The 15,877-nt window shown below is 39.4% G+C and carries 30 protein-coding genes; all 30 read right to left on the bottom strand.

All coding sequences use genetic code 11. The features are described from left to right. Positions 1 to 15: 15 nt before the first annotated feature. Positions 16 to 813 carry an energy-coupling factor transporter transmembrane component T family protein gene (locus IGJ32_RS00465; protein WP_010720435.1) on the bottom strand — a complete coding sequence of 266 codons (798 nt, stop codon included), beginning with the start codon at positions 811 to 813 and terminating at the stop codon, positions 16 to 18. Continuing rightward, positions 803 to 1,672: an energy-coupling factor ABC transporter ATP-binding protein gene (locus IGJ32_RS00460; protein WP_034697740.1), complete on the bottom strand. Its 870-nt coding sequence runs from the start codon at positions 1,670 to 1,672 to the stop codon at positions 803 to 805. Before IGJ32_RS00460 ends, IGJ32_RS00465 begins: the two co-directional genes overlap by 11 nt. Next, positions 1,648 to 2,487, bottom strand: a complete 840-nt coding sequence (locus tag IGJ32_RS00455; RefSeq protein ID WP_034697737.1) for an energy-coupling factor ABC transporter ATP-binding protein — start codon at positions 2,485 to 2,487, stop codon at positions 1,648 to 1,650. Before IGJ32_RS00455 ends, IGJ32_RS00460 begins: the two co-directional genes overlap by 25 nt. Before the next feature lie 272 nt (positions 2,488 to 2,759). Then, a complete protein-coding gene (gene rplQ / locus IGJ32_RS00450) occupies positions 2,760 to 3,140 on the bottom strand; it encodes a 50S ribosomal protein L17 (RefSeq protein WP_005880733.1) in 381 nt (126 codons plus the stop codon). Between the two features lie 27 nt (positions 3,141 to 3,167). Continuing rightward, a complete protein-coding gene (locus IGJ32_RS00445; RefSeq protein WP_005880735.1) occupies positions 3,168 to 4,106 on the bottom strand; it encodes a DNA-directed RNA polymerase subunit alpha in 939 nt (312 codons plus the stop codon). A gap of 79 nt (positions 4,107 to 4,185) precedes the next feature. Continuing rightward, positions 4,186 to 4,575: a 30S ribosomal protein S11 gene (gene rpsK / locus IGJ32_RS00440; protein WP_002288714.1), complete on the bottom strand. Its 390-nt coding sequence runs from the start codon at positions 4,573 to 4,575 to the stop codon at positions 4,186 to 4,188. A gap of 27 nt (positions 4,576 to 4,602) precedes the next feature. Then, a complete protein-coding gene (gene rpsM, locus IGJ32_RS00435; protein ID WP_002288713.1) occupies positions 4,603 to 4,968 on the bottom strand; it encodes a 30S ribosomal protein S13 in 366 nt (121 codons plus the stop codon). A 17-nt stretch (positions 4,969 to 4,985) separates the two neighbouring features. Further along, entirely contained in the window at positions 4,986 to 5,102 is a 117-nt protein-coding gene (gene rpmJ / locus IGJ32_RS00430; protein ID WP_002288710.1) for a 50S ribosomal protein L36, read from the bottom strand. Positions 5,103 to 5,134: 32 nt separating this feature from the next. After that, on the bottom strand, positions 5,135 to 5,353 hold the full coding sequence (gene infA / locus IGJ32_RS00425) for a translation initiation factor IF-1 (RefSeq protein ID WP_002288695.1): 219 nt from the start codon (positions 5,351 to 5,353) through the stop codon (positions 5,135 to 5,137). Between the two features lie 191 nt (positions 5,354 to 5,544). After that, entirely contained in the window at positions 5,545 to 6,192 is a 648-nt protein-coding gene (locus IGJ32_RS00420; protein WP_010720438.1) for an adenylate kinase, read from the bottom strand. Between the two features lie 59 nt (positions 6,193 to 6,251). After that, on the bottom strand, positions 6,252 to 7,547 hold the full coding sequence (gene secY, locus IGJ32_RS00415; protein ID WP_010720439.1) for a preprotein translocase subunit SecY: 1,296 nt from the start codon (positions 7,545 to 7,547) through the stop codon (positions 6,252 to 6,254). Continuing rightward, entirely contained in the window at positions 7,547 to 7,987 is a 441-nt protein-coding gene (gene rplO / locus IGJ32_RS00410) for a 50S ribosomal protein L15 (RefSeq protein WP_010720440.1), read from the bottom strand. The genes secY and rplO overlap by 1 nt, the downstream gene beginning before the upstream one ends. A gap of 61 nt (positions 7,988 to 8,048) precedes the next feature. Beyond that, on the bottom strand, positions 8,049 to 8,228 hold the full coding sequence (gene rpmD / locus IGJ32_RS00405; protein WP_010720441.1) for a 50S ribosomal protein L30: 180 nt from the start codon (positions 8,226 to 8,228) through the stop codon (positions 8,049 to 8,051). Between the two features lie 14 nt (positions 8,229 to 8,242). Continuing rightward, positions 8,243 to 8,743, bottom strand: a complete 501-nt coding sequence (gene rpsE / locus IGJ32_RS00400; protein ID WP_002288681.1) for a 30S ribosomal protein S5 — start codon at positions 8,741 to 8,743, stop codon at positions 8,243 to 8,245. Between the two features lie 20 nt (positions 8,744 to 8,763). Continuing rightward, a complete protein-coding gene (rplR, locus tag IGJ32_RS00395; protein WP_005880747.1) occupies positions 8,764 to 9,120 on the bottom strand; it encodes a 50S ribosomal protein L18 in 357 nt (118 codons plus the stop codon). Between the two features lie 158 nt (positions 9,121 to 9,278). Further along, on the bottom strand, positions 9,279 to 9,815 hold the full coding sequence (gene rplF / locus IGJ32_RS00390) for a 50S ribosomal protein L6 (RefSeq protein ID WP_010720442.1): 537 nt from the start codon (positions 9,813 to 9,815) through the stop codon (positions 9,279 to 9,281). A 31-nt stretch (positions 9,816 to 9,846) separates the two neighbouring features. Next, positions 9,847 to 10,245 carry a 30S ribosomal protein S8 gene (gene rpsH, locus IGJ32_RS00385; RefSeq protein WP_002288675.1) on the bottom strand — a complete coding sequence of 133 codons (399 nt, stop codon included), beginning with the start codon at positions 10,243 to 10,245 and terminating at the stop codon, positions 9,847 to 9,849. A 36-nt stretch (positions 10,246 to 10,281) separates the two neighbouring features. Continuing rightward, positions 10,282 to 10,467 carry a type Z 30S ribosomal protein S14 gene (locus IGJ32_RS00380; RefSeq protein ID WP_002356214.1) on the bottom strand — a complete coding sequence of 62 codons (186 nt, stop codon included), beginning with the start codon at positions 10,465 to 10,467 and terminating at the stop codon, positions 10,282 to 10,284. 18 nt (positions 10,468 to 10,485) lie between these two features. After that, positions 10,486 to 11,025: a 50S ribosomal protein L5 gene (gene rplE / locus IGJ32_RS00375; protein ID WP_002288671.1), complete on the bottom strand. Its 540-nt coding sequence runs from the start codon at positions 11,023 to 11,025 to the stop codon at positions 10,486 to 10,488. A gap of 25 nt (positions 11,026 to 11,050) precedes the next feature. Then, entirely contained in the window at positions 11,051 to 11,362 is a 312-nt protein-coding gene (gene rplX / locus IGJ32_RS00370) for a 50S ribosomal protein L24 (protein ID WP_010720443.1), read from the bottom strand. A gap of 36 nt (positions 11,363 to 11,398) precedes the next feature. Further along, positions 11,399 to 11,767, bottom strand: coding sequence for a 50S ribosomal protein L14 (gene rplN, locus IGJ32_RS00365; protein ID WP_002288669.1), 369 nt, complete (start codon positions 11,765 to 11,767; stop codon positions 11,399 to 11,401). Between the two features lie 57 nt (positions 11,768 to 11,824). Beyond that, the gene (gene rpsQ / locus IGJ32_RS00360) at positions 11,825 to 12,091 is read right to left on the bottom strand and encodes a 30S ribosomal protein S17 (RefSeq protein ID WP_010720444.1); all 267 of its coding nucleotides are present in this window, start codon (positions 12,089 to 12,091) and stop codon (positions 11,825 to 11,827) included. A gap of 24 nt (positions 12,092 to 12,115) precedes the next feature. Beyond that, entirely contained in the window at positions 12,116 to 12,304 is a 189-nt protein-coding gene (gene rpmC, locus IGJ32_RS00355) for a 50S ribosomal protein L29 (protein WP_002288664.1), read from the bottom strand. Continuing rightward, the gene (rplP, locus tag IGJ32_RS00350; protein WP_010720445.1) at positions 12,294 to 12,728 is read right to left on the bottom strand and encodes a 50S ribosomal protein L16; all 435 of its coding nucleotides are present in this window, start codon (positions 12,726 to 12,728) and stop codon (positions 12,294 to 12,296) included. Before rplP ends, rpmC begins: the two co-directional genes overlap by 11 nt. Before the next feature lie 2 nt (positions 12,729 to 12,730). Continuing rightward, on the bottom strand, positions 12,731 to 13,387 hold the full coding sequence (rpsC, locus tag IGJ32_RS00345) for a 30S ribosomal protein S3 (RefSeq protein ID WP_010720446.1): 657 nt from the start codon (positions 13,385 to 13,387) through the stop codon (positions 12,731 to 12,733). Positions 13,388 to 13,400: 13 nt separating this feature from the next. Further along, positions 13,401 to 13,748, bottom strand: a complete 348-nt coding sequence (gene rplV, locus IGJ32_RS00340) for a 50S ribosomal protein L22 (RefSeq protein ID WP_002288657.1) — start codon at positions 13,746 to 13,748, stop codon at positions 13,401 to 13,403. A 21-nt stretch (positions 13,749 to 13,769) separates the two neighbouring features. Then, on the bottom strand, positions 13,770 to 14,048 hold the full coding sequence (gene rpsS, locus IGJ32_RS00335) for a 30S ribosomal protein S19 (protein WP_010720447.1): 279 nt from the start codon (positions 14,046 to 14,048) through the stop codon (positions 13,770 to 13,772). A gap of 42 nt (positions 14,049 to 14,090) precedes the next feature. Then, positions 14,091 to 14,924 (bottom strand): 50S ribosomal protein L2, encoded by an 834-nt coding sequence (gene rplB, locus IGJ32_RS00330; RefSeq protein WP_010720448.1) that lies wholly within the window; start codon positions 14,922 to 14,924, stop codon positions 14,091 to 14,093. A 39-nt stretch (positions 14,925 to 14,963) separates the two neighbouring features. After that, positions 14,964 to 15,254: a 50S ribosomal protein L23 gene (gene rplW / locus IGJ32_RS00325; protein WP_002290449.1), complete on the bottom strand. Its 291-nt coding sequence runs from the start codon at positions 15,252 to 15,254 to the stop codon at positions 14,964 to 14,966. Then, positions 15,254 to 15,877: a 50S ribosomal protein L4 gene (rplD, locus tag IGJ32_RS00320; protein ID WP_010720449.1), complete on the bottom strand. Its 624-nt coding sequence runs from the start codon at positions 15,875 to 15,877 to the stop codon at positions 15,254 to 15,256. The genes rplW and rplD overlap by 1 nt, the downstream gene beginning before the upstream one ends.

Raw genomic sequence — 15,877 nt, 5'->3', positions numbered from 1 at the left:
ACTTTCACCTACTCATCAACTTCTTAAAAAGACTAATGCAATGGTCATCAAGACAAAAACAACAAGGACCATCGTATCTCGTTGATGCCAATGCAGTATGCGGTACTTTGTTCTTCCTTCGCCACCTTGGTATCCTCTTGCTTCCATGGCAGTCGCTAAATCTTCTGCCCGGTTAAAACTGCTAACAAACAAAGGAATCAGCAAAGGAATAACTGCTTTCATTTTTTGGACTAGACTTCCTTCACCAAAATCAACCCCACGAGCTCGTTGTGCATTCATGATTTTCTCTGTTTCATCCATCAACGTTGGTACGAATCGTAGAGCAATCGAAAGCATCAACGAAATTTCATGCACCGGAAAGCGAACTGCTTTTAATGGGCGAAGTAAATACTCAATCGCATCAGATAATTCCAAAGGTGGAGTCGTTAATGTTAATAAGGTAGACATAAAAATGATTAGTACAAATCGGCAAAAAATAAACAGCCCATTCATTACACCGAACTCCGTAATATTGAAGATTCCCCAACTCCAGTAGGTAGCACCACCGCTAGTAAATAATACTTGGAGTGCCACTGTAAATAAAATCAACCAGATCAAAGGACGGATGCCTCGGATGAAAAATTTGAAATCTACCTTTGAGAGAAAGACAGCAAGTAAAGTGAAAACAGCTAATAACGCATAAGTCTGCCAATTATTTGCTAAAAAAATAATTCCAATAAAGTAGAAACTTGCTAATAACTTTGCTCGAGGGTCTAATCGATGGATCAAGGAATCTCCAGGCATGTATCGACCAAAAATTAATTTATTCATCATCAGGTTGTCCCCCTACTAATGCTACGAGCTGATCTGCTAATTCATCTGCAGTGATTGGAAGTTCGGAAAAAAGCGCTGTTCGACTATTCAGCTTTTCCGCAAATTCTGTCGCAGTCGGAACACCTAATTGCTTTTCTTTGAGCCAAGATAGATTTTGAAAAACTGCATGAGGTTGACCGCTATTTACAATCCTACCTTTTTCTAAGACATAAACATAATCCGCGTAATTTGCCACATCATCCATTAAATGAGTGACCAATACGATCGTGATTTTTTGTTCTTTGTGCAGTCGCCAGAACATATCCATCATTTCTTTTCGACCTTGAGGATCAAGTCCAGCCGTTGGTTCGTCTAATACTAGTACTTCCGGCTTCATAGCAAGTACACCTGCAATCGCTACTCGACGCATTTGTCCTCCTGATAATTCAAAAGGAGAACGCTCTAAGTAAGTTTCATCTAAACCAACTTGTGCTAATGTTTCTTTAGCTAAGTCTCGTGCATCTTCCTCACTGACACCAAAGTTCTTTGGTCCAAAAGCAATGTCTTTTGCTACCGTTTCTTCAAATAATTGGGCTTCAGGAAACTGAAAAACAATGCCTACTTTTTTACGAATGGGTTTTAAGTTTTTATTATTCGTATCGGGCTTGATTTGTCGATCGCCAATATGTACGATCCCGCTGGTAGGTTTAATCAACGCATTCAAATGTTGCAGTAAGGTTGATTTCCCACTTCCAGTATGCCCGACTAAGGCTGTGTAGCTATTTTCTTTAATCATTAAATCAATATCAAATAATGCACGTTGTTCGAATGGTGTGTTTGGTTGATAGGTGAAATCTACTTTTTCAAAACGGATGTCCATAACCATTCCACCATCCTTTCTTCTGTCATATATTCACTAGGAACATCAATTCCTCGTTGCTTCAAGGCGCTTTTCAATTTTTCAGGAAAAGGAAGATCTAACCCTAAATTGATCAATTCTGGGCCAGCAGAAAAGATTTGTTCTGGTGTGCCTTCATTGACTAATTCTCCTTGTTTCATCACTAATATCCGATTGGCATTTGCTGCCTCATCGATATCATGAGTGATAGATATGACGGTCAAATTACTTTCATCTTTGATTTTTTTAATCGTGGAAATCACTTCTTCACGACCTTCTGGATCAAGCATACTAGTAGCTTCATCTAAGATAATAATATCTGGACGTAGAGCTACGACTCCAGCAATGGCTACTCGTTGTTTTTGTCCACCAGAAAGTCTTGCTGGTTCACGTTTGGCAAAATCGATCATACGTACCTTTTCTAGCGCATCTTGTACACGGATCACCATTTCTTCTCTAGGTATACCTTGGTTCTCAAGACCAAAAGCAACATCATCTTCAACAGTAGATCCAACAAATTGGTTGTCTGGATTTTGGAAAACCATTCCAACCATTCGACGGATCGACCAGATATTTTCTTCATTAAGTGTTTGATTGCCAACTTTCACAATACCAGACTCTGGTAGAAGCAACCCATTGATTGTTTTTGCAAGTGTTGATTTCCCTGATCCATTATGTCCGATGATTGCGATCCACTCACCTTGCTTGATGGTAAATGAAATGTCTTTTAATGCTGGACGAGGGTCATCAGGTTGATATTTGTAATTAATCTTTCCTAATTCAATTATTGGCTCCATAATTACTCCTTCTCCATCCTAAGTTCCTACTAACACTATCAAAAAACACCTGATTTTTCAATTGTTTCCGTTTTAATTAAAGTGTTTTTTTACACCTTCAATTAGATGTCTTGACAGGTAATTGAAGGTACAAAAAAACACTTTATGATGAGTGCATACTCCCCAAACCGATAGATTTGGGGAGTAGCGCTGAGCTAGACTCGGAAGAGTTAACTTCCAACATCATAACACTCTAAAAGAATCATCTATAAAGTGATGTTATTAGTGTGATTTTAGACAAGTTCTAAGACAACCATTGGTGCACCATCACCGCGTCTTGGTTCTGTCTTCAAGATACGAGTGTAGCCACCTTGACGTTCAGCATAACGAGGTGCAATATCATTAAATAGTTTTTGTAAAGCTGATTCAATGACGATGTCCTCATTTTCTTCACGTACGCTAGCAACTTCATTACGTACAAAAGCCGCAGCTTGACGACGTGCATGTAAGTCTCCACGTTTGCCTAAAGTGATCATTTTTTCTGTAGTTGAGCGAACTTCTTTCGCACGAGCTTCAGTAGTCACAATACGTTCGTTAATTAATAAGTCAGTTGTTAAATCACGCAACATCGCTTTACGTTGGCTAGATGTGCGTCCTAGTTTACGATAACTCACGTTGGTTTCCCTCCTTCGTAAAAGGTTTTAATCTTCCTTACGTAAACCTAAACCTAAGTCGTGTAATTTAGCTTTCACTTCTTCTAATGATTTACGTCCTAAGTTACGGACTTTGATCATTTCTGGCTCAGATTTATTTGTAAGTTCTTGTACAGTATTGATTCCTGCACGTTTCAAACAATTATAAGAGCGAACAGACAAGTCTAATTCTTCAATTGTCATTTCTAACATTTTTTCTTTTTGTGTTTCTTCTTTTTCGACCATGATTTCAGCATTTTTAGCTTCATCAGTTAGGTTTACAAAGATGTCTAAATGTTCTGTCATGATTTTTGCAGATAAACTCATTGCTTCCAACGGTTCGATTGAACCATCTGTCCAAATCTCCATCGTCAATTTATCAAAATCTTCACGGTGTCCAACACGAGTGTTTTCTACTTGGTAGTTCACACGACGAACTGGCGTGTAGATTGAATCGACTGGAAGTACACCAATTGGCATATCTTCTTTTTTGTTTTCATCTGCTTGAACATAACCACGTCCTGGCTTCACTGTTAAGCGAGCGTGGAACGTAGCTCCTTCAGAGACGCTACAGATGTACATATCTTTGTTAAGAATTTCTACCTCACTATCAACGATAATATCGCCAGCAGTTACTGTAGCAGGTCCGGTAATATCGATTTCAAGGGTTTTTTCTTCTTGACCATACATTTTAAGTGCTAAGCCTTTAATGTTCAAGATGATTTGAGTGACGTCTTCTCTTACCCCTTTAATGGTAGAGAATTCATGCAGTACACCATCGATTTGAATATTAGTGATGGCAGCACCTGGCAAAGAAGATAATAAAATACGACGTAGGGAATTCCCTAAAGTAGTCCCATATCCTCTTTCAAGAGGTTCAACGATGAACTTGCCATAATCTTTTTCTTCATCAATTTTTGCGATTCTTGGTTTTTCGAACTCAATCATTCTTATCTTTACCCCTTTCAAAACGAAAAGTGTCTTGTTCAATGACGTTACTAATAGAACTCAAAATGAGCGGCACTCATTAAACACGACGGCGTTTTGGAGGGCGGGCACCATTATGAGGAACTGGAGTCACGTCACGAATTGCAGTCACTTCTAAACCTGTAGCTTGTAATGAACGAATTGCTGCTTCACGTCCAGAACCAGGTCCTTTAACTGTTACTTCAACAGTTTTTAATCCGTGTTCCATTGCTGCTTTTGTAGCTGTTTCTGCTGCCATTTGAGCGGCAAAAGGAGTTGATTTTTTGCTTCCTTTGAAGCCTAATGAACCAGCTGATGACCACGCTAATGCATTCCCGTGAGTATCAGTGATCATGATGATAGTGTTGTTGAATGTAGAATGGATATGTGCAATACCTGCTTCTATATTCTTTTTCACACGGCGTTTACGATTCACTTTTTTTGCTGCCATGAAGTTCTAACCTCCTTCACTTAAGAATTATTTTTTCTTGCCAGCGATAGCGCGAGCTGGACCTTTACGAGTACGTGCATTGTTTTTCGTGTTTTGTCCACGAACAGGCAATCCACGACGATGACGGATTCCACGGTATGAACCGATTTCCATCAAACGTTTGATGTTTAAGTTCACTTCACGACGAAGGTCACCTTCAACTTTTAATTTATCTACTTCCGCACGGATAGCATCTGTTTGTTCATTCGTTAATTCACGAACACGAACATCTTCAGATACACCAGCATCAGCTAAGATTTTTTTAGCAGTAGTGTTACCAATACCATAGATATAAGTAAGAGAAACTACTACACGTTTATCACGAGGAATATCTACTCCTGCAATACGAGCCATATTTATTGCACCTCCAATTATCCTTGACGTTGTTTATGTTTTGGATTTGCTGGGCAAATCACCATAACGCGTCCTTTACGACGAATTACTTTACAATGTTCGCACATTGGTTTTACTGATGGTCTTACTTTCATGATAATACCTCCTGTAGTTTTACGGAGTACAATTATTTAAAGCGATAAGTAATACGGCCACGGTTTAAATCATACGGAGACAATTCAACCGTCACTTTGTCACCAGGTAAGATACGGATGTAATGCATACGGATTTTACCTGAAACAGTAGCAAGAACTTGGTGTCCGTTTTCTAGTTCAACTTTAAACATTGCATTCGGCAAAGTTTCGACGACTGTACCTTCGACTTCAATCATATCTTCTTTTGCCACGCACAGTACCTCCTTGTACTTGTTTCGCATTTTCACACGATAAAATGGCGGAAACTGCAGTTCCCACCTCAAAATTCTCAAAATGGATCATCTAGAGGATTTCTCTAGAAGTCGGACTGACATATTCTATCATAATTTATTGAACTTGACAAGAGTAACTGCTTAATGCAAGTCGGCTACGGGCAATCGTGCTATTTTTCAATAATTTTTTGGACATCAGTAAATACAGCATCGATTTCACGATCACCATCGATAGTGTTTAGCAAACCTTGTTCTTTGTAATAGGCCAAGATTGGTTCACTATTTTTGATGTTGATAGCCAGACGATTTTTAACCGTCTCAGGTTTATCATCTTCTCTTTGATAGAATTCATGCCCACCACAACGATCACATGTATCTTCAACTTTTGTAGGGTTAAAAATTTTATGATAAGTTGCTCCACAATTGCTGCAAATGAATCGGCCAGCTAAACGCTCAACCAATACATCTTCACCAACATGGATATCGATGACTGCATCAATTTTTTTGTCTAAGTCTTTTAACATTGCATCTAGCGCTTCTGCTTGCTCAAGTGTACGGGGAAAACCATCTAATAAGAAGCCTTTTTCCGTATCAGGTTCAGCTAAGCGCTCTTTCACGATTCCATTTGTTACTTCATCAGGAACTAATTCACCTTTATCAATATAAGACTTTGCTTCCAAGCCAAGAGCTGTTTCATTTTGCATTGCTGCACGGAACATGTCTCCTGTTGAGATGTGAGGAATATGATAAGCATCAATGATTTTTTCTGCTTGTGTTCCTTTACCTGCGCCTGGTAGCCCCATTAAAATGAGGTTCATTGTTTTCCCTCCTAATAAATGTGAGAACGTGTGTTGAGGAAAAACCTCAACACGCTTTCTTACTCGATAAATCCAACGTACTTACGTTTCAGCATTAAGCCTTCTAACTGTTTCGCAGTTTCTAAAGCTACACCGATGACGATCAGTAAGCTAGTACCACCTAACCCAATGGACTGAGGCAGATTCCAAATCATTTGAGCAATGATTGGTAATAAAGCCACTAAACCAAGGAAAATCGCACCGACTGTACTTAAACGCATCAATAAGCTTGAGACATACTCTTCAGTTCCTTTACCAGGACGTACGCTTGGTATATAGCTTCCTTGTTTTTGTAAGTTTTCCGCTAATTTCTCAGGGTTTACTTGAACAAAAGCATAGAAGAATGTGAATGCGACGATCAAGATCGTATAAATAGTTGCACCAGGTGCAGTATTATAGTTAAAGATCTGCATCATTATTTTATACCAGTTTTCAGCCCCAAATCTTCCACTCAATGCTTGTAAAACCGCATTAGGTGTCGCAATAAACGAACTTGCAAAGATAACCGGGATAACCCCAGCCGCATTGACTTTCAACGGTAGATAACTACTTGTTGGCGCCCCTGCTACACGTTTCGTATATTGAATTGGGATTTTGCGTTCAGCTTGTTGGAAAAATGTAACGCACGTTACGATCAATAAGATTGCAACGATTAAAATAGCAATGAAAATTGCAGATTTCCAGATATCTGATTGATTGATATTTACGAAATAGTCTTCATAAATTTCTTTTACACTTTCAGGAAGTCGAGAAATGATCCCTGCAAAGATGATCATTGATACTCCGTTACCGATTCCTTTTTCTGTGATTTGTTCTCCTAACCAAGTGACAAACATTGTACCCGCAGTCAAAATCAGACCGATAGTAACATAGGTTGAAACATTAGGGTTATTCACAAAACCTAGTTGAGCATATTGGTTAAATCCAGCAGTGATCCCAACAGATTGGACAAATGCCAATACTAATGTCAGGTATCGGGTTGCTTGATTCAACTTCTTACGACCAACCTCCCCTTGTTTTGACCATTCAACAAAACGTGGCACGATATCCATTTGTAACAATTGGATAACGATCGAAGCTGTAATGTAAGGCGAAACCCCCATTGAGAAGATAGAGAAGTTTTGCATCGCACTACCACTCACCAAGTTCAACATGTTGAAAAAAGGTAAAGAAGAAAGGTTTTGCAATGAACTAGCATTTACTCCGGGCACAGTGATATGTGCACCTAAGCGAAATACAAATAGAACAAAAACAGTAAATAGGATTTTGGATCTAATGTCTTTTACTTTAAAAGCATCTTTTAACAGTTTGAACATTAGATCACCTCAATTGACCCACCAGCAGCAACGATTGCTTCTTCAGCTGCCTTAGAGAATTTTGCGGCTTTCACAGTCAATTTCTTAGTTAACTCACCGTTAGCTAATACTTTGATTCCAGATTTTTCGTTTTTCACGATTCCAGCTTCTACTAAAGCAACTGGAGTTACTTCAGCACCATCTTCAAAACGATTTAGGACATCAAGGTTGATGACTGCATAATCTTTGCGGTTCACGTTTGTGAAACCACGTTTTGGTAAACGACGGAATAATGGAGTTTGACCCCCTTCAAATCCTAGACGTACACCACCGCCTGAACGAGCTTTTTGACCTTTTTGACCACGTCCAGCAGTTTTTCCGTTACCAGAAGAAGTACCACGTCCAACACGGTTACGTACTTGTCGTGAACCTTCTGCAGGTTTTAATTCATGAAGTTTCATAGGTTTGGCACCTCCTTAATATTCTAGTTCATATTTCTTACTATATACTAGGTTTGTTTAATTAGATTTCTTCAACGTCCACCAAGTGAGAAACAGTGTTGATCATGCCTTTGATTGCTTCATTAGCAGGTTTAACCACTGAGCTGTTAATCTTTGTAAGACCTAACGCTTTTACTGTATCACGTTGGTTTTGAGGACGTCCGATAATACTGCGTTTTAAAGTAACTTTTAATTCAGCCATTATTTTTGTCCTCCTTATCCGATTAATTCTTCAACTGATTTGCCGCGAAGTTCTGCAACTTCTTCTGCACGTTTCAATTGTTTCAAACCTTCAACAGTTGCACGAACAACGTTGATTGGTGTATTTGAACCTAAAGATTTAGAAGTGATATCTGCTACCCCTGCTAATTCCAATACGGCACGAACTGGTCCACCAGCAGCAACCCCAGAACCTTCAACAGCAGGTTTCATTAGGATTCTACCACCACTAAAAGCACCGATGACTTCGTGTGGGATTGTTGAACCAACCATAGGTACTTCAACTAAGTTTTTCTTCGCATCTTCAATTGCTTTACGGATTGCTTCAGGTACTTCTTGTGCTTTACCAGTACCAAATCCTACATGTCCGTTTTTGTCACCGACAACAACTAAAGCAGCAAAACGTAGACGACGTCCACCTTTAACAACTTTTGTTACACGGTTAATTGCAACAACGCGGTCTTCTAATTCCAAATGTTTTGGATCGATATAAACCATGAATGGTATTCCTCCTTTTCCTAAAATTCTAGTCCATTTTCGCGAGCAGCTTCAGCTAAAGCTTGCACACGGCCATGGTAAAGGTATCCACCACGGTCAAAGACTACTACTTTAATGCCTTTTTCAGTTGCACGTTCAGCAACTAATTTACCGACAGCTTGTGCTGCTTCTGTTTTTGTTCCACCTGAAATTTCTTTATCCAAGGTAGAGGCACTTGCTAGCGTTACACCCGCTACGTCATCAATAATTTGAGCGTAGATGTTTTTGTTAGAACGAAAAACGTTCAAGCGTGGGCGCTCAGCAGTACCAGAGATATTGTTACGTACACGACGATGTCTTTTCTGACGTGTTTTGTTCTTATCTGGTTTTGTAATCACAATTGTCACCTCTTTAATTTTATTGTACTGCACTTAGGCAGAAACACCAAAGTCTCGAAAAATAGAAGCTGCGGCACAAGTTAAATTTCTTTTGAATGAAGGTAAACTTCTGCAAAATCCTTTTTTCCTGCTGCTGGCTTCTATGCAATTTTTCTAAACTATTTACCAGTTTTACCTTCTTTACGGCGTACATATTCGCCAACATAACGAATACCTTTACCTTTATAAGGTTCTGGAGGACGAGTTCCGCGAATGTTCGCAGCTAATTCGCCAACTTCTTCTTTGTTCGCACCTTTAACAATTACTTGTGTGTTAGCTGGTACTTCAACAGTTACGCCAGCTGGTGGTGTGATTTCTACTGGATGTGAGTAACCTACGTTCAAGACAAGTTTTGATCCTTGTAATTGCGCACGGTACCCAACCCCGATCAATTCTAATGCTTTTTGGAATCCTTCACTAACACCTACAACCATGTTGTTGAAGTTAGCACGAGTTGTTCCATGGATTGTTTTCATTTCTTTACTGTCATTTGGACGAGTGAAAGTCACTTCGTTTCCTTCGATATTCATTTTGATATCAGAAGAGAAAGTACGTGTTAATTCACCTTTAGGTCCTTTAACTGTAATGTTGTTTCCATCTTGAGTAACTGTTACTCCTTCAGGGATCACAACAACTTTATTTCCAATACGGCTCACTTAAAGACACCTCCTTGTAAATTCTAGTTGATTACCATACGTAAGCGATAACTTCGCCGCCGATATTTTTTTCACGAGCTTCTTTATCAGTAACAACACCTTCAGAAGTCGAAATGATTGCGATACCTAAACCGTTCAATACTTTTGGTACTTCGTCAGCTTTGACATAAGCACGCAAACCTGGTTTAGAGATACGTTTTAAGTTAGTGATGACACGTTCGCCGTTTTTACCAAATTTTAGGAAAACACGGATCACGCCTTGTTTGTCATCTTCGATATATTCAACATCACGAACGAAACCTTCACGTTTTAAGATTTCAGCGATGTCACGTTTAATTTTTGATGCAGGAACTTCTAAAGACTCATGTTTAACCATGTTTGCGTTACGGATACGAGTTAGAAAATCTGCAATTGGATCTGTCATGACCATTGATCTTTTACCTCCTTCTTATGCGAATTTACTTTTTTACCAGCTAGCTTTCTTCACGCCGGGAATTTGACCTTTATAGGCAAGTTCGCGGAAGCAAATACGGCAAAGATGGAACTTACGATAAACTGAATGTGGACGTCCGCAACGTTCGCAACGAGTGTAAGCTTGTGTTGAATGTTTTGCAGGGCGTTTGTTTTTAGCAATCATTGATTTTTTAGCCACGTAGTTCGCCTCCTTTAATTATTTTTGGAATGGCATGCCTAATTGTGTCAACAACTCACGAGATTCTTCATCTGAGTTAGCTGTCGTTACAATAACGATGTCCATACCACGTACTTTATCTACTAAATCGTAATCTACTTCTGGGAAGATCAATTGTTCTTTAATACCTAAAGTATAGTTTCCACGACCGTCAAAGGCTTTTTTACTTACACCATGGAAGTCACGTACACGTGGTAGAGAAACTGAAACCAATTTGTCTAGAAATTCGTACATTCTTTCTCCGCGCAAGGTAACTTTTGCCCCAATTGGCATTCCTTCACGTAAACGGAATCCAGCGATTGATTTTTTAGCTTTAGTAATCATTGGTTTTTGTCCAGTGATCAAAGTTAATTCTTCAACTGCTTTATCTAAGTTTTTAGCGTTTGATACCGCATCACCAACACCCATGTTGATGACGATTTTTTCAACTTTAGGTGTTTGCATAACAGAGCTATAGTTAAATTTTTCCATCAATGATGGAGTTACTTCTTTAAGATATTTTTCTTTTAGGCGGTTCATTCAGTAAGCCCCTCCTTCCTTAAACTTATTTATTATCTAAAACTTCACCGGTTTTTTTAGAAACGCGGACTTTTTTGCCATCTACTTCTTTGTAGCCAACTCGGCCAGCTACGCCAGTAGAGTCGATCACCATCACGTTAGAAACATGAATTGGTGCTTCCATCTCAACAATTCCACCTTGAGGAGCAGCTTGAGAAGGTTTTTGGTGTTTTTTAACAACATTCACACCTTCGACAATGACTTTATCTTTTTTCGGAAACGCTGCTAATACAACGCCTTCTTTATTTTTGTCTTTTCCAGTGATAACTTTAACTTTATCGCCTTTTTTAACAAACATAACTGTTTCGCACCTCCTTTGATAAGTGTCTCAAGATTATAAAACTTCTGGTGCTAGTGAAACGATCTTCATGAAGTTGTTTTCACGTAGTTCACGTGCAACCGGCCCAAAGATACGCGTTCCACGAGGGCTTTTATCATCACGAATAATCACTGCAGCATTTTCATCAAATTTAATATATGAACCGTCTGTACGACGAGCTCCTGATTTTGTTCGAACGATAACGGCTTTTACGACGTCACCTTTTTTGACAACCCCACCTGGCGTTGCTTGTTTAACCGTAGCAACGATCACATCACCGATGTTAGCAGTTTTACGACCAGAACCACCAAGGACTTTGATCGTCAAAATTTCACGTGCGCCTGAATTATCAGCGACTTTTAAACGACTTTCTGCTTGGATCACGTTGTGTATCCTCCTTTCAGATTTTGCATTCAATCTATATAGGAAAATCTCGTGTTATTAGATAATAACTGCTTCTTCGACTACTTCCAACAAACGGAAACGTTTTGTAGCTGATAATGGACGAGTTTCCATAATTTTCACGATGTCGCCAACTTTAGCTGTGTTGTTTTCATCATGCACTTTGTATTTCTTAGAATAGTTCATGCGTTTGCCATAGATAGGGTGGTTTTTCTTTGTTTCAACAGAAACTGTAATGGTTTTATCCATTTTGTCAGATACCACGCGACCTTGATAAACTTTGCGTTGATTTCTTTCTTCAGTCATACGCTTAATGGCCTCCTTCCATAATTACTTAGCTTGTTCACGCAATACAGTTTTGATGCGTGCAATCGATTTACGTACTTCTTTAATACGTGCAGTGTTTTCTAATTGACCTGTTGCTAATTGGAATCTAAGATTAAACAATTCTTCTTTTAATTGTTTTTCTTGATCAAGCATTTCGGCAGTGGTTAATTCTCTGATTTCTTTAACCTTCATTCGATTCACCACCCATTTCCTCACGTTTTACGATCTTAGTTTTCATTGGTAATTTGTGAGAAGCTAGACGTAACGCTTCACGAGCCACTTCTTCAGACACGCCTGCAATTTCAAACATGATTTTACCACGTTTTACTGGTGCAACCCATCCTTCAGGTGCCCCTTTACCAGAACCCATACGTACCCCAATTGCTTTGGCAGTATAAGATTTGTGAGGGAAAATTTTAATCCATACTTTCCCACCACGTTTCATGTAACGAGTCATTGCGATACGAGCAGCTTCGATTTGGCGGTTAGTGATCCAATGTGAATCAACAGCTTGCAAACCGTATTCACCGAATGCTACTTCTTTACCACCTTTGGCTTCCCCGCGCATTTTTCCGCGGAATTCACGACGGTGTTTTACACGTTTAGGTACTAACATGATTATTTCCCTCCTTTCTCAGTGTTTTTTTTAGTTGGAAGAATTTCTCCACGATAGATCCACACTTTAACTCCTAGTTTTCCGTATGTTGTATCTGCTTCTTCCCATGCGTAATCAATATCCGCACGTAATGTGTGAAGAGGAACAGTTCCTTCTGAGTATCCTTCTGAACGAGCGATGTCCGCACCGTTTAGACGTCCAGATACTTGAGTTTTGATCCCTTTAGCGCCAGCACGCATTGAACGTTGGATGGCTTGTTTTTGAGCGCGACGGAAAGCAACACGATTTTCTAATTGACGTGCGATTCCTTCACCTACTAATTTTGCATCTAGATCTGGTTTTTTGATTTCCACGATGTTGATATGGATTCTTTTACCAGTTAATTTATTTAATTCTTTTCTTAGGTTTTCGACTTCAGATCCGCCTTTACCAATAACCATACCTGGTTTTGCTGTGTGAATTGAAATGTTAACACGGCCTGTAGCACGTTCGATTTCAATTGTTGATACAGCAGCATCAGCAAGTTTAGTTGAAATAAATTTACGGATTCTTAAATCTTCGTGTAAGAACTCTGCATACTCTTTTTCAGCATACCATTTAGCATCCCAGTCGCGGATGATGCCTACACGCATTCCAATTGGATGTACTTTTTGACCCACTGATTATCCCTCCTTATTTTTCTGATACGACTACCGTGATATGACTTGTACGTTTGTTGATTGGAGAAGCTGATCCTTTTGCACGTGGACGGAAACGTTTCATTGTTGGTCCTTCGTTAACAAATGCTTCAGATACTACCAAGTTTTCAACATCTAAGTCAAAATTGTTTTCTGCATTCGCAACTGCTGACATCAATACTTTTTCAATGATTCCAGCAGATTTGTTTGGTGTGAATTTCAAGATTGAAATTGCATCCGCAACACTTTTACCTCTGATAAGGTCAATTACTAAACGGGCTTTTCGAGGTGAAGTGCGAACTGTTTTTGCAGTTGCTTTAGCTGATGTGATTTGTTCTGCCATTTGGTTTTATCCTCCCCTCAATTAGCGTTTCGTTTTCTTATCGTCTGCAGCATGGCCACGATAAGTTCTTGTTGGTGCGAATTCACCTAGTTTGTGTCCTACCATATCTTCTTGGATGTAAACTGGTACGTGTTTACGTCCATCGTATACTGCGATGGTATATCCAACAAAACTTGGGAAAATGGTCGAACGACGAGACCAAGTTTTGATAACTTTTTTCTTTTCAACCCCTGCTTGAGCTTCAACTTTGTTCATTAAATGCTCATCAACGAAAGGTCCTTTCTTTAAACTACGACCCATGGTGAACCTCCTCTCAAAATGTGCGACACATGGTCAAAGAAATTATTTATTTTTACGACGACGAACAATAAGTTTGTCTGATTTAGCTTTTTTATCACGAGTTTTGTAACCAAGTGCTGGTTGTCCCCAAGGAGAAACTGGTGCTTTACGTCCGATAGGAGCTTTACCTTCACCACCACCGTGTGGGTGATCGTTAGGATTCATTACGCTACCACGTACAGTTGGGCGTTTACGCATCCAACGAGAGCGTCCAGCTTTACCGATGTTGATCAATTCGTGTTGTTCGTTACCTACTGAACCGATTGTTGCACGGCAAGCAGCTAAGATCATACGAACTTCACCAGAGTTTAAGCGGATCAATACGTATTTGCCTTCTTTACCAAGTACTTGAGCACTTGTACCAGCAGAACGGATTAATTGTCCACCTTTACCAGGTTTCATTTCAATATTGTGGATAACAGTACCAACTGGAATGTTTTCTAAAGGAAGAGCATTTCCGACTTTGATATCTGCATCTGGACCTGAAACAAGTTTCATTCCAACTTGTAGTCCTTTTGGTGCTAAGATGTAAGCTTTCACTCCATCTTCATAGTGTACTAACGCGATGTTAGCTGAACGGTTTGGATCGTATTCGATCGTTTGAACAGTTGCAACAACGTTATCTTTGTTACGTTTGAAGTCGATCACGCGATATTGGCGTTTGTGTCCGCCGCCTTGGTGACGTACAGTGATGCGGCCGTTATTGTTACGTCCAGCATGGTTTTTCAATGGTTGTAACAATGATTTTTCAGGTGTTGATGTTGTGATTTCAGCAAAATCAGAACCTGTCATGTTACGACGACCATTTGAGGTAGGTTTGTACTTTTTAATCGCCACGTTTTTCCCTCCTAATTTAATGAGTTATCTAGTAAGTGCTTATTCAGCAGCTTCGAATAATTGGATTTCTTTTGAATCTTCAGTCAATGTAACGATCGCTTTGCGACGTTTTTTTGTATATCCTGCATATTTGCCCATACGTTTGAATTTCGCACGTACGTTCACGATGTTCACGTTTTTAACTTTTACGTCAAAAGCAGCTTCAACCGCTTGTTTTACTAAAGTTTTGTTTGCACGAGTGTCCACTTCAAAAGTATATTTCTTGTCATCCATGGCAAGCATTGATTTTTCAGTGATCACTGGGCGTTTGATTACGTCTAGTAAGTTCATTATGCAAGCACCTCCTCAATTTGAGTAAGAGCAGTTTGTGTTGCTAACACTTTTGTATTTGAAACAACATCTAGAACACTTACGTTATCAGAAGTTACTACAGTTACGTTTGGTAAGTTACGTGCTGATAAAGCAGCAAAGTCGTTACCATTCTCTAGAACAACCAATACTTTAGAGTCAATAGATAAGTTAGCAAGAACTTGTTTAAATTCTTTTGTTTTTGGTGCATCGAAGCTTAATCCTTCAATTGCTACCAAGTTGTTTTCAGCAACTTTTTCTGACAATACAGATTTCATTGCTAAACGACGAACTTTTTTAGGAAGTTTGTAGCTGTAAGAACGTGGTGTTGGTCCAAAGACTACGCCACCTCCACGCCATTGTGGTGAGCGGATTGATCCTTGACGAGCACGACCAGTTCCTTTTTGACGCCATGGTTTACGTCCACCGCCTCGAACAGCGCTACGGTTTTTAACCGCATGTGTTCCTTGTCTTAATGACGCACGTTGCATAACGATTGCATCGTAAACAACACTTTCATTTGGTTCAATTCCGAAGATTTCTTCGTTAAGTGTGATTTCACCGTTTTGGCTTCCATCTTGTTTGAATAATGCTACATTCGGCAT

This window comes from Enterococcus sp. DIV1639a (genome assembly GCF_050530445.1).
Taxonomy (GTDB): Bacteria; Bacillota; Bacilli; order Lactobacillales; family Enterococcaceae; genus Enterococcus_B; species Enterococcus_B hirae.
Note: the sequence above shows the minus strand (reverse complement) of the source record. Positions and strands in the feature narration are given on the sequence as shown.